General features: G+C 69.6%; 10 protein-coding genes and 3 pseudogenes. 6 read left to right on the forward strand and 7 right to left on the reverse strand.

Annotation, left to right across the window (positions count from 1 at the left end):
• The first annotated feature begins 506 nt into the window (after positions 1-506).
• The gene (locus EDD90_RS07095; RefSeq protein ID WP_123972279.1) at positions 507-1,412 is read left to right on the forward strand and encodes a helix-turn-helix transcriptional regulator; all 906 of its coding nucleotides are present in this window, start codon (positions 507-509) and stop codon (positions 1,410-1,412) included.
• Positions 1,413-1,591: 179 nt separating this feature from the next.
• Positions 1,592-1,804 (forward strand): annotated as a pseudogene (locus EDD90_RS07100) (IS1380 family transposase); the annotation flags it as partial.
• A 200-nt stretch (positions 1,805-2,004) separates the two neighbouring features.
• Here EDD90_RS07100 and EDD90_RS58885 read toward each other — a convergent pair.
• The 3 genes and pseudogenes from EDD90_RS58885 to EDD90_RS07115 form a co-directional block, all read right to left on the reverse strand.
• Positions 2,005-2,166, reverse strand: a pseudogene (locus EDD90_RS58885) (TetR/AcrR family transcriptional regulator); the annotation flags it as partial.
• 24 nt (positions 2,167-2,190) lie between these two features.
• Positions 2,191-4,806, reverse strand: coding sequence for a LamG-like jellyroll fold domain-containing protein (locus tag EDD90_RS07110; protein ID WP_123972280.1), 2,616 nt, complete (start codon positions 4,804-4,806; stop codon positions 2,191-2,193).
• Between the two features lie 258 nt (positions 4,807-5,064).
• Positions 5,065-5,637, reverse strand: a complete 573-nt coding sequence (locus EDD90_RS07115; protein WP_123972281.1) for an SMI1/KNR4 family protein — start codon at positions 5,635-5,637, stop codon at positions 5,065-5,067.
• Positions 5,638-6,219: 582 nt separating this feature from the next.
• Here EDD90_RS07115 and EDD90_RS07120 point away from each other — a divergent pair.
• A complete protein-coding gene (locus EDD90_RS07120) occupies positions 6,220-6,435 on the forward strand; it encodes a hypothetical protein (protein WP_123972282.1) in 216 nt (71 codons plus the stop codon).
• A 607-nt stretch (positions 6,436-7,042) separates the two neighbouring features.
• On the opposite strand, the gene EDD90_RS07125 is transcribed toward EDD90_RS07120, so the two are convergent.
• Entirely contained in the window at positions 7,043-7,675 is a 633-nt protein-coding gene (locus EDD90_RS07125; protein ID WP_123972283.1) for a type III effector protein, read from the reverse strand.
• A 127-nt stretch (positions 7,676-7,802) separates the two neighbouring features.
• Between EDD90_RS07125 and EDD90_RS07130 the strand changes: the two genes are divergently transcribed.
• The 3 genes and pseudogenes from EDD90_RS07130 (at position 7,803) to EDD90_RS07140 (ending at position 9,163) form a co-directional block, all read left to right on the forward strand.
• Positions 7,803-8,240 carry an Hsp20/alpha crystallin family protein gene (locus EDD90_RS07130; RefSeq protein ID WP_123972284.1) on the forward strand — a complete coding sequence of 146 codons (438 nt, stop codon included), beginning with the start codon at positions 7,803-7,805 and terminating at the stop codon, positions 8,238-8,240.
• Positions 8,241-8,340: 100 nt separating this feature from the next.
• A pseudogene (locus EDD90_RS56855) lies at positions 8,341-8,661 on the forward strand (DUF2267 domain-containing protein).
• A 67-nt stretch (positions 8,662-8,728) separates the two neighbouring features.
• A complete protein-coding gene (locus EDD90_RS07140; protein WP_123972285.1) occupies positions 8,729-9,163 on the forward strand; it encodes a DUF2267 domain-containing protein in 435 nt (144 codons plus the stop codon).
• 205 nt (positions 9,164-9,368) lie between these two features.
• On the opposite strand, the gene EDD90_RS07145 is transcribed toward EDD90_RS07140, so the two are convergent.
• The 3 genes from EDD90_RS07145 to EDD90_RS07155 all read right to left on the reverse strand — a co-directional run bounded on the left by EDD90_RS07145 (position 9,369) and on the right by EDD90_RS07155 (position 12,603).
• Positions 9,369-10,073: a hypothetical protein gene (locus tag EDD90_RS07145; protein ID WP_123972286.1), complete on the reverse strand. Its 705-nt coding sequence runs from the start codon at positions 10,071-10,073 to the stop codon at positions 9,369-9,371.
• Positions 10,074-10,225: 152 nt separating this feature from the next.
• Entirely contained in the window at positions 10,226-10,573 is a 348-nt protein-coding gene (locus EDD90_RS07150) for a DoxX family protein (RefSeq protein ID WP_123972287.1), read from the reverse strand.
• Positions 10,570-12,603 (reverse strand): acetoacetate--CoA ligase, encoded by a 2,034-nt coding sequence (locus EDD90_RS07155; protein ID WP_123972288.1) that lies wholly within the window; start codon positions 12,601-12,603, stop codon positions 10,570-10,572. The genes EDD90_RS07150 and EDD90_RS07155 overlap by 4 nt, the downstream gene beginning before the upstream one ends.
• Positions 12,604-12,617 lie beyond the last annotated feature (14 nt).

Consider the following 12,617-nt stretch of genomic DNA (forward strand, 5'->3'; position numbering starts at 1 on the left):
TCCGGGCCTGCCCTTGCCGAATACCTCATCCATGCAGGTGGGAGCAGCTGCCACGGGTGCCCGAGCGTCGTGACGCGGTGGACGTCTATATGCCCCCGCGTGAGCACGGATCACCGCGACATGACGGGTGGTCGTGCTGTTGCGACTGCTGCCGATGAGTGACCGGGAGAAGGATGCAGAGATCCTGGCCTTACGCCACCAGGCCGCTGTGCTCGAGAGGCAACCGAGCGGGCAGCGGGTGCGATTCGATGACGCGTCAGGCGTCGCCGTCCAGGTCGGTCCGGTGGCGCAGGACGCGGAGTGTGGAGCCTTCGAAGGCCATCTCGTCTGCTCAGCGGCGGTGGCCGCCTCACTCCTCGGTGATCCCTGTCGAAACCGTGCCCTCTGCGGCGGCCACGCGGCAGGGCGAGTTGCTCCGGGGAGCGCGAAGGGGGGTGTGGCACGGGGGTGTGGCGCGGCCCCCCTCGCCCGCGGCAAGCACGTCATGCGCGGGCCACACTGGTGCCATGGCACCCGAACGGCAGCAAGACGGCGGAGGTACGGAACTGGGGCGCTTCCTGCGCGCCCGGCGCACCCAGATCACCTCGGCCGAGGTCGGCTTCACACCCGGCACCGGCGTGCGCCGCACCCCCGGGCTGCGCCGTGAAGAGGTCGCCGCGCTGGCCGGCGTGAGCATCGACTACTACACCAGGCTGGAGCGTGGCAGGGAGACCCGTCCCAGCCTGGCCGTCGTCGAGGCCCTCGGACGCGCACTCAAACTGGACGAGGACGAGCAGGGCCACCTGCGCGACCTCGCGATCCGTGCCGCCCACCACGCGCCCGTCCCCCCGGCCGCCCCCAGCCGCGCCGTGAGCCCCAAGGTCAAACTGCTGCTGGAAAACCTGCGGCCGAGCCCGGCCCACGTCACCAGCCGCACCCTGGACCTGCTCGCCGCCAACCCCGGCGCGCTCGCTTTGTACGCAGGCATCGAGAAGTGGCCGGTCCGGCAGCGCAATCTCGCCCGCTACCTCTTCCTCCACCCCCGGTCACGTGACCTCTACGCCGACTGGAGCACCCAGATCCGCGGCTGCGTCGCCCGCCTACGCGCCCTGGCAGGCACCGACCCCGACGCCCCCGACCTGGCCGGACTCATCGGCGAACTCCTCCTGAAAAGCCCCGACTTCGCCAAACTCTGGGAACGCTACGACGTCGCCCGAGCCGGCCACGCCCAGAAGCCGAAGACCTTCCACCACCCCCAGGTCGGCGATGTCACCCTCGCCTTCCAGGGCATGCAACTCGAAGGCACTCCCGGCCACCGCCTGGGCATCTACGTCGCCGAACCCGGCACCCCGGACCACGACGCCATGATCCTGCTCGGCATGACCGCACCCCACGCCGGCGCACATCCCGCCTCCGGAAAGGCCCGCACCTAGCCTCGCGCTTTCATGAGGCGGGCTGTCCGGGAGTTGATCAGAAACACGGACAGTGCCCTTGAGCTGCAAGGACAGGACTTGCTGAGGGTCCTGTTGGCTGCAAGGGAAAGTACGCTTCCCAGCCGAGAGAGCCTGTCTCGTCGTACCCGCGTGTCCGTGTCGGGCGAGACGGTCGGCAGGTGGTCACGCAGGCCGGTGCGGCCCTGCTACCGGAGACGGTCCGTAAGACGGGCCTTGACCAGACGATATCCGCGGCACTGGCGCCCCGGCGGAAGCCCTGGGCCGTCCACGATCCCGGGAAGATCCCCTTGGACCTTGCTCTGGCGGTCGCGTCGGGCGGTGACCGCCTTGCCGATATCGGCATGCTGCCGGCCGATCCGGCCGTGTTCGGGTCGGACGTCGAGGGCTTCGCGATGGTCGAGGCGACGACCACCCGGACGGCACCCTGCCTGCGCAGCACCGCCCGGCCGAGGATCTCCGCGGCCTGACCGATCCGTTCGACCGGGTCGTCGCCGCGGGTCGCCGACCGCAGGACCGCGACCAAGTCCTCCGTCATCACGGCGGCGCGCAGGAGTAGGTCGGGGAAGTAGCGATAGGCGGTCGCTTCGGAGACCCGCGCCTCGGCCGCGACTGCCGGCGTCGTGATCTCCGCCCCGGTGTCGGCGAGATCGCGGGCGGCCGCGACGATCGCCGACCTGGTGCGTTCCATCGTGTTGCTGAGCCCGTTCGGGCGACTCCGCTCGGCCATGATCATCCTTCCGCGCCGGCCAGTGGCCGATCAGGTCAGGACGAGTTCCAGTACGGTGACCGAGAGCGGCGGCACGGTGCTGGTGAAGGATGCTGCCGCGCCGGTCACGGTGCTCGTCCTGGGCACCAACGTGTCCGGGTCTGTGAGCGTGTTGGTCGTGGCGCGCGAGGGGCCGGTCAGGACCGTCGCGGTGGCCCGCCTCTTGACCCCCTTCACCAGCCCCTTCAGCTCGACCGGCACGTTCACCTTCTCCGTGCCGCAGTTGACGACCGCCAGGTAGAGGCGGTTCCTGGAACGGGTGGCCACGGTGGCCAGACCGGGCAGCGCACGCGCGGTGGCCGGCAGCACCGTGTTGCCTACCCTGTTCGTCAGCATGTGCTGTGCCCAGTAGCTGGGCGACACGTAGCTGGTCAGGTTGTCGTAGGCGATCAGGTTGGTGGCCCAGACGTTGTTCTTGACGTGGGAGAAGAGCGGCGCGTAGCACTCCATGAGGACCTGGTCCGAGTTGCGGATCAGCCCGGCCAGCCAAGCGGCGTCGCCGAGTGCCGCGTTGAGGTCGGGTGTGGGGCGGCCCTCCTGCGCGGCCCACTCTCCGACGAACACCTTGGTCGAATTGCGGTCCCGGTTGTCGTACTTGTGGGTGGAGGCCTGGGCAGCGGACGGCGCGAGGTAGTAGTGCTCGTCGATCAGGTCCGGGGTGCGGCTCGTCACGGACGTCGTGGCGATCAGCTTCAGATGCGGGTACTTCGCCTTGATCGCATCGTAGAAGGCAGCGAACCGCTCGTTGTAGGACCCCGAGGAGTCGAACCAGTCCTCGTTGCCGATCTCCACGAACTCCAGCGGGAACGGCTCCGGATGTCCGTCGGCGGCACGTCGTGCGCCCCAGGCGCTGGTGACAGGACCGGTGACGTACTCGATCTCGTCGAGTGCGTCCTGGACGAACGGCCCCAGCGCGTCGCCGGTGACGTGTTCACCCTTGAGCGAGTAGCCGGCGTAGACGGCGAGGACCGGCTGGGCGTGCATGTCCTCGACCCATTGCAGGTATTCGAGGAGTCCGAGGCCGTCCGTGGACCAGTAGCCCCAGGCGTCGTCCATGTGGCCGGGGCGCTCCCAGACCGGACCGATGGTGTTCTTCCAGTTGAACCGTGTCGCAATGGTGTTGCCCTCGACGAAGTTTCCGCCGGGGAAACGCAGGAACTTCGGCTTCAGAGCGACCAGTTTGTCCATCAGGTCGATGCGCAGGCCGTTGGGCCGGTTGTTGTACGTGGGCGGGAAGAGGGACACGTGCTGGAGCCACAGGGTCTCGCCCGCGGCCTCGGGGTCGGCCGTGGTGACGGTCAGCCTTGCGTCACCGACCACGGGGGTACGCGAACTGGTGCGCAGGGTCAACTCGAACGGGCGGCCCGGGAAGACGGTGCCGATGCGGGGCACGTGGGCGGATGCGTACACCGTCGCGCCGTCCGCCGACTCGATGGCCACCGTGAGCGGGCCGATGCGTCGCGACGCCTTGGCGAACAGACGGGCGGTGTAAGTGGTTCTGGGCCGCACGGGTATCCCCCAGAAGCCGTCGTTGGCGACACCGGCCCGGTTTCCAGCGCCGGTGCTGCTGGACAGCATCACCTTGAGGGAACGGTCGAGTGCGGCGTTGAGCGGGGCGGCGGTGTCGAGGGCGAGGGTCGTTCCGCCGACGGCGGACCAGTGGACGGGCGACGTGTCGCCGGCCATCATCGAGCGGTTCTGCACCAGCTCCGCGTAGATGCCGCCCTCGCCTGAGTGGTTGATGTCCTCGAACATCAGGCCCGGAAGGATCGGCGACACGGCATGCGCGGGGGTGCCGACGTCCACGCTCAGCAGCGGCGTCGTGGTCTCCACCGGGACGCCGGCCAGTGCCGCGATCTGGTCGGAGGTGAGGACGGAGGGGAACATCCACACGTCGTCGATCAGGCCGTGCCACTGGTCGACCTGCCCACCGCCGTAGAGCGCACGGCCGATGGCGGTGTCGCCGTTGCCGGCCCAGCCCGCGGCGTAGGTGGTCTCCCCCTCCAGAACGCCGTTGACGTAGAGGCGAATGACGCCGGCGGTCGGGTCGCTGACGCCGACCAGGTGGGTCCAGGTGTCGGTGGCAGGCGCTGAAGCGGCGGCCGCCACCGCGGCACTCTGAGTGGCGTCCGAGTCGAGCCGGGCGAAGGCGAAGGTACCGGTGTCGTCGCGCAGCCCCAGGTAGAAGGCGCTGACGACCTTGCCGTCGATGCTGACGGCGGTCTGATAGCCGCCGAGTTGAGCGAGGTTGACCCAGGCGCCCACCGAGAACGCCTGGGAGGTGTCGAGGGCCGGCCCGGACGCCGTGGCGTTGCCGCCCGCCTTGAGGCTCAGGCTGTGGGGGCCGACCTTGCCGGTGTCCCAGCCGGCCGCGCCCTGGATCGCCGCGGTGCGACCGTTGCCGGAGGAGTCTGCGGCCAAGGTGCCGGTGCCTTCGTCGAAGGTCCAGTGGGCGGCTGCGGCGGGGAGGTCCGCGGCAGTGGCGCTCGGGGTTGTGCCGGTGAGTTCGGCGGCCCCGGCGGGATCGGCGGCGAAGGTCCCGGCGAGGGAGGCGGCGCCCAGGACAGTGAGTACGGTTCTGCGCGGCACTCCGGATTCTGCAGGCATGCGGCTCATTCCTTTGTGACAGACCGTTGGGTTGCGTACCGGCCGGAACAGGGCAGCCCGTCGAAGCCGCCAACCGACCTTGTTCGACATCTCGTACAGCGATCGGTACTTCGAGCAGCAGTGATCTTAAGGTGTCGGCGAGGTCCGTCAATACCCCTCGTACGACTTGCCGGGACACGGGAGCTTGAAGCTGTCGACGCACTTCCCCGCTGCGTCGGCATTGCCGCTCATCGGCGACCTGCCGCGTCCGCCGACTCCTCAGCGGGCATTCACTTCACAGCTCACCGACGGTAGCCCCCACAGCTCCAGCCTGCCGCCGACCAGGTCCGCCATGAACTGGGCCACCCCGCCCTCGTAGTGCCACCAGTCGCCGTTGCGTGAGGCAACCGTGACCGTCCACTCCTCCGGCCCTTCCCCACCGGTGCTCCACAGGAAGATGTCACCCTCGTTCGACGTCGACCACGGCAGCAGGCCGCCCGGCGCGGGATACGTGTGCATGGGTACGGTCAGGTCGGCGTACCCGAGCCACTCGTCGATGATTTCAAGCTCCTCGCGTGCGCCCTTCAGCCAGAGATGCTCATGGCCGGGGTCAGGTCCTCCGAAGGCCATGAAGTTGCCGAGTTCGAACGCCGGGAACAACTCGCAGAGCAGCTTGTAGTCGGCGGGCAGGGCCAGACCCAAGTTCGCTTCCAGCCTTGTCCAGTCGAGGTCCAGTGGTACCGCGAAGCGGAGTGCGGCAAGGCCCGGCACAGCGCGCTCCAGCTCCGCAACCGCTTCAGCAGCCTCCGTCAGACGGCGGAGCGGCTTCTGAATACCGACGAGATCATCCACGGCATCAGACTGCCAGAGCAGCACCTCGCACCCCGCAGACTCCCACAACTCAGGGTCGAGAGAGCCTCGTCCTTGCCTCGAGATGCAGGGGGTCCCTCCCGCCCGGACCAGCGCACGGCGAGGTCGCTGGTGGGGCATATCCTCTCGCGCATGCGCACCACCCCGCCTCGCCCGGTCGATGTCACCGTTCACTTCCCCGAACTCGCGCCAATGGCTCGCAGCGCTGTACGGCTGCACCCTCGGGCCGGTGCCCCGGCGTCGACCGACAGTTCGATCGGCGGACCGATGTTGTGGCCCGCACGCGAACCATGGCCCACTTGTCCGGAGCACAGTGGTCCGTGGCAACACGGCGTTTCACCCGAGGATGTACGGCTGCGGCGCAGCATTCTCGCCGAGGCGTGGCGCCGCCCCAGAGAAGAAGGTGCCGAGCTGTTGAGCGTGCAAGAGCGCGCAACAGTGGACCGCGCCAGTAAGAACTCGCGGATACTCCTGGACGGCCCGGTCCCGATGGTGCCAGTGGCCCAGCTCTATGCCGCAGAGGTACCTGATCTGCCGCCCGGACGGCGCTGACTGCACACACCGGTGGAAAATCTCATCGACGTCACCTCCATGCACGTCCCCGTCCGCGATGCCACCGGGCAGGTCGTACTCGCCCTGCACCTCATCGGGTTCACCGGCCACGAGACCCCGGGCCGGCTACATGCCTGCCTCGACCGCCTCCGCTCAGGAGGCCGTTCAGCCGACGCGCTGTTGAGCCGGAGCACCCGGGCCGGGGAGTCTCTGATCAACGGCGGATGACCTTCTGGTGGCCGTCGGGGACAGCGGCGGCCGGCCGGGCGACTCCCGGCTGGTTCTCGTCGGTGACACATCCAATGGCCCGGTGCGAGGGTCGGCGACTTCGATGAAGCAGGCGGCCAGTTCCCGTCGACACCGGGGACGGGCCGCCATCCCAAGGTCCGGACGGCCCCGCACAGCGCAGGCCTCCGGGGACGACATGCACCACGTCACAGGCCACGAGCCCGGTCACATGGCCAGAGTCACGCCGGTGACCACGCCCTCAAGTACAGGCAGTACCGGGGCGTCGGCCTGTCAGCCCGCGGACGGACATGTCGAATCGTGAACAAAGTCAGAGAGAGAAAGCACATGCGGGGCGCCGACGGAATGCGCTGGTCAGGGACTACACGGCGCCGATAGAGATCGTTTCCCGCGACGGGATTGACCGTTTCCCGCGCCGCACGTCGCCTCGGCTCGGATCAGACGGGAGACAGGTCCGCATGCCCAGGCGTCCCGCTGACACCTGCCGCTCCAGCACGGCCAACCCGGGCAGCCCGGAGGGGAATGAGGCCAAGACGATCCCCGCTCGCCGGCTCCTCGTGCCGCCCACGCCCTGAGGCAACCGGCGGGTTCATGGGGGTGTGAGGGTGTCGAGTCGTGCCACGAGGTGGGGGTAGGTGGTGGCCAGGTGGGGGCGGGTGGCGTGGAGGGGGCGGATGAGCTCCGCGGGGTCGTCGTGGGCCAGGGCCGCGTGGAGCTGGCTGAGCGGGAGGCGGGCCGCGGTGGGCAGGTCGGTCAGTGCGGTGATCTGGCCGGCGATACGGCGCAGGTCGGCTGCGTTGCGGCGGGCCCAGGTGGCGGTGGTGCGTTCGGCGGCGCGGCGTTCGCGGGTGGCCTGGACGCGTTGCTCGCCGGTGGTTCCCGCCGGGCCGGGACGGTTGCGCAGATATCGGCGTTCGGCGGCCTGCCTGCTGGCGACGCCGAGGGGCTGGGCAAGGTCGGCCCAGCTGGCGCCCGCGTGGCGGGCGGTCTCGATGAGGCCGGTTTCCCATCCGGCGAGCTGCTCGCGTACCTGCCGCAGCAGCAGGAGCGAGGCCAGGGCCTGCTCCTGGCCGACATCGTGTGTCTCGGCAGCGTCCGGGGCCTGGTGCCGGGCGGCGTGCAGGGCGTCGTCTATGGCGTGCAGGGCTGCCGCGGCGGCGAGGAACGACGCCGGACTGTTCGCCTCGGCGCTGGGTGAGGCCGGTTTGTCGGCCGGGGTCATGGGCACCTCCCTCAACATGTCATCCTGTGGACGACATCATGTTTGTCATCCATTGGATGACATGTTACAACGGATTCAGCGAAGCGCATTGGCAGCAACTGCCCGACCTTCCTGGAGGTGTTTTCCGATGTTGATGCGCACCGACCCCTTCCGTGAACTCGACCGGCTGGCCCAGCAGCTCATGGGCCCCGGCACCTGGTCGCGTCCGTCCCCGATGCCCATGGACGCCTACCGCGAGGGTGACCAGTACGTGGTGGCCTTCGACGTTCCCGGCGTCAGCGCGGACGCGATCGACATCGACGTCGAACGGAACATGCTGACCGTCAAGGCCGAGCGCCGGCCGGTGGCGAAGGCCGACGACGTACAGATGGAGCTGTCGGAGCGGCCGCTGGGCGTCTTCTCCCGCCAGCTGGTGCTGGCCGACACGCTGGACACCGAGCACATCCAGGCCGACTACGACGCGGGCGTGCTCACCCTGCGCATCCCGATCGCCGAGCGCGCCAAGCCCCGCAAGATCGCCATCAGCGCCGGCTCCGGGCCCGGCCGCAAGGAGATCTCCGGCTGAATCGGACGGACTTGGGCTGAGCAGCGGCGGAGGACGGGTATCCGATCGCCCCTCGCGCCCGTCCTCCGCGCCCGTGGAACCGCAGAAGGGGGCGGCCGACGTGACAGTGCGACGCGAGGCGTTCCTCGACCATGCAAGAAGCGCGGCGAGTACGCCACCCTGCAGGAAGCCGACTGCGCGGCCCGCGCGGTGGTCGCCCTGCTGGGCGCACACCTGGCCGACGGGGTGCGCGCCCAGCTGGCGGCGCGCCTGCCGGAAGACTTTTCCCTGACCCTGCACATCCCGCTGCAGAGCGGCCCGGGACGTCGGCGCCGTCCTGTCCACCGTCACCGGCGCAGCCGGTGACGACCGCCTCGGACAGATTCTGCTCCAGCTCCCCACGGGCCACGACCTCCTCTTCGGCCGCCCTCGGCCCACGTGACCACCCACCCCGGTGGCCGTGTACCGGCCACCACGATCCTGGTGACAGAAAGGCAACCACCGCAGTGATGTCCGACCGACCCGCACCGTTCCAGCAGCCCTACAACAGGGCTTACGAGCAGATGCTGGAGAAGGTCCGCTACGACGGCGCCTACCCCACCCGCGAGAAGGCCGAGGAAGCCGTCCGCCTCGTCCTTTCGGGACTGGGACGCCAGCTGACCGGCGACGAACGCGTCGAACTGGCCGCCCGCCTGCCCTTCGAAGCAGCACGCATCCTCACCGCCCAGATCCCCGACACCCAACCCCTGACCGGCTGGGCCTTCGTCAAGGACCTCGCCGCCCGCACCGGCGCCTCCCAGGCCACCACCCGCTGGGACACCGGATCCGTCTTCTCCGCCGTCGCCGCCTGCGCCGGTCCCGACCTGATCACCCGCATCCTGCGCCGGCTCCCCTCCGGCTACGCCCTGCTGTTCGGCCGCGCCGAACTCACCCCCGCCGCCTAGCCGGCAACGTCCGTCTCGGGGCGGACACGACGACCGCCGCGTCGCTGTCCGCCCCGTGCCCGGGGCGAGAGGTGACCGAGATCGTCTGCTCGGGACGAGCGGAGGCACGCGCGAGACCCGGCCCGGATTTCGGTATACGGCCGGGGGCGGAACGTCACGGTTCACCGTTCCATCCCCGCTTCGACGTGCCTTCGTCCTGGCTCCTCTAACGACTCGTGCCGGTGGTCCCGTCGTCATCGGAGGAGTCCCGCTGGTTCCTCCCGCTCGGCGGCGAAGCATCTCCTTGCTCGTCCAACAGTTCGAGAAGCGCAGCGTCTGCCCTCTTCCGGTCCTCCTTCGTCAGTTCGATCGGGGCGTTGTTGTAGACGGTGTAGCGATCGGGATCCACGATGCTGGCGGCCCTCAAGGTGAACGTCAGCAAAGGGCGCCACCCCTTGCGGTGGCCGACCCTCGCCTGTACCTGGACCCGGTAGTCACGAGCCTCCGGAAGGAATCCGGAGAACGGTGCCTCGAACTCGATGAAGAGTTGCCGCGCTTCTCTGCCTGCCACGACGAAACCGGCCGGCAGCTTGGCTTCCTCGTCCGGTCCCGGCTGGAGACGAGACGGTGAGGACACCCACAGCAGTGGCAGATGAGAGGCGGGCTCGTCAGGGAAGGTCAGTATGAGGTCCTGCACGACTATCGGCTTGGGGCCGGTGTTGTGAAGGACCAGCGGAAGCCGCAGGCGGGCCATGGAGGAGTGGACTATCGCTGCAAAGGAATGGGGCTCCCACGCCTTCAGGCGCCCCTGTCTGGCGTTGAGCCACCAGAACGACGCGACAGTGAAGAGCAATGCGCAGGCCGACACCACGCTCGCGCCCGTGAGTGACGAGGACGCGTTCTGTGCGGCCGCGGCCGTCAGCGGAACCACAGATTCAGTGTGCCAGTCCCGGCATGGGCCCGCTCACAGCACTCAGTGACAGCCACGCGCCCGGACGCGAAGGGCCTCCCGGCCTGCCGGCAGCAGTCGGTGAACGCGACGGGTCGGGTCCCGCAGTGGCCGCCGACAACGCCCGGGGCGGATCACACGTCGGTGAGGAGCACGAGATACCAGGCGACCAGCGCGGCGCACACCACCGCGGGGACGAGCTTGGGCAGCCCGTCCCGCTTGCGCACGTGCGTGGTCACGGCACCGGTGAGCAGTATCAGGAGTCCGGCGCCGGCCAGGCCTCCGTACAGCGGTAGGGCAGGGCCCAGGGCCACTCCGACGGCGCCTGCCAGCTCGAGAGTACCGATCATCCGGTAGGCCGCGGTGGTGAAGCCGGCGTCGGCTGCCAGCTCGGGCATCGGACCGAGCGCCAGGATCTTGGTCACGCCCAGCAGGGCGAAGATCAACACGATGGGGCAGGCCAGTGAGGCGGAGAGGCTCATGAAACGTCCTTGCCGGTATGCCCGTGACGGGCCTGACGGCGTTCGGCTCCAAGGCCGGCGAAGTAGGCGATCAGATCCGGGTTGTCGACCGCCGATGGATTGAGGACTTGTTCCGGGGCCGCGCCCTGGAGCAGGCGCTTGACCGGGACCTCGAGTTTCTTGCCGGTCTTGGTGTGCGGGATGGCGGGCACGGCGAGGATCTCGTCGGGCACGTGGCGGGGTGAGGCACCGGTGCGGATGGCGGCGCGGATCCGGTCGCGCAGGGCGTCGTCCAGGGTGACGCCGGGTGCGGGGACGACGAACAAGGGCATCCAGTAGCCGCCGTCGGATTCCTCCGCGCCGATGACCAGGGCCTCGGTGATCTCGGGAAGGCGTTCGACGACGTCGTGGATGTCGGCACTGCCCAGGCGTACGCCGTTGCGGTTGAGGGTGGCGTCGGAGCGGCCGTGGACGATCACCGAGCCGTGGGGGGTGCGGGTGATCCAGTCGCCGTGCCGCCACACGCCCGGATAGGCGCCGAAGTAGGCGTCGCGGTAGCGGCTGCCGTCGGGGTCGTTCCAGAAGTACAGCGGCATGGAGGGCATGGGACGGGTGACGACGAGTTCGCCGACCTGGTCGACGACCGCCCGTCCCGCGCCGTCGTAGGCCGCGAGTGCCACGCCGAGGTTGGGGGCGGACAGCTCGCCCGCCCAGACGGGTGTCGTGGGGGCGCTGCCGGCGAAGGCGGAGACGACGTCGGTGCCGCCGCTGGTGGAGGCCAGCTGGACGCCTGCGCCCACGTGCTCGCGGACCCAGGGGTAGGCGGAGGCGGGCAGGGTGGAGCCTGTACAGCCGATGGCGCGGATCGCCGACAGGTCGTGCACCGAGGGGTCGATGCCCAGCTTGGCCATGGCCAGCAGGTACTGGGGGCTGGTGCCGAAGACGGTGACCTTGTGGCGGGCCGCCAGTTCCCACAGGACGTCCGGGCGCGCCTGCGGTGCGGGGCTGCCGTCGTAGGTGCAGGTGGTGGCGCCGGTCAGCAGGGTGGAGACGACCAGGTTCCACATCATCCAGTGGGTGGTGGTGTACCACAGCAGACGGTCCCCGGTACCCAGGTCGGTGTGCAGTCCAAGGGTTTTGAGGTGTTCGAGCAGGACCCCGCCGTGCCCGTGGACGATCCCCTTGGGCAGGCCGGTGGTGCCGGAGGAGAAGACGACCCACAGGGGGTGGTCGAACGGCACCGGGGCGATGGTGAGGTACTCGGTGCGGGTGACCGCGTCGTCCCAGGGAACCGTCCCCTCCGGGTGCTGGTTCTCGGGCCAGGCAAGGCCCACGTGGTCCACGAGCACCGTGGCCTTGAGGCTGGGCAGGGCGTCGGCCAGTTCGAGCGAGGCGGCACGGCGGTCGTGGGTGGCGCCGTTGAAGAGGTAGCCGTCCGCGGTGACGAGCACCGTCGGTTCGAGCTGGGCGAAACGGTCGGCCGCGGCCTTGGGGGCGTAGTCCTGGCCGCACACCGACCACACCGCGCCCAGGCTCGCGGTGGCGAGGAAGGCGATGAGGGCGTGGGGCGTGTTGGGCAGGTAGCCGACCACCCGGTCGCCCGTTGCCACCCCGAGGTCCCGCAGGGTGGCTGCGACGGAGGCGACCTGCGCGCGCAGCTGCCGGCCCGTGATCTCGTAGCCTGCTCCGGTCTCGTCCAGCGCGGTGATCGCCGGGGCGTCCGGGTGCAGGTTGCGCAGCGCGTGGTGGGCGTAGTTGAGGGTGGCGCCGGGGAACCAGCGGGCGCCGGGCATGGTCTCCTCGGCCAGCACTCGCTCGTAGGGAGTCGCCGCGTCGATGTCGAAGTACTCCCACACCGCGGCCCAGAAACCCTCCAGGTCGGTGACGGACCACTGGTAGAGGGCCTGGTAGTCGGTGGGTTCGTGGGCGTCTTCAGCGCCGCGGTGCCGGGCGGCCCAGCGCGCGAAGTCCGCGATACGGCTGCCGGCGGCCGCCTTCGAGTCGGAAGGGAGGAACGGTTCCGGATACGGAGTGGGGTGCGGTGTGGTCATGATGTGGTGCTCCT

Source organism: Streptomyces sp. Ag109_O5-1, assembly GCF_003814875.1.
Lineage (GTDB): Bacteria > Actinomycetota > Actinomycetes > Streptomycetales > Streptomycetaceae > Streptomyces > Streptomyces sasae.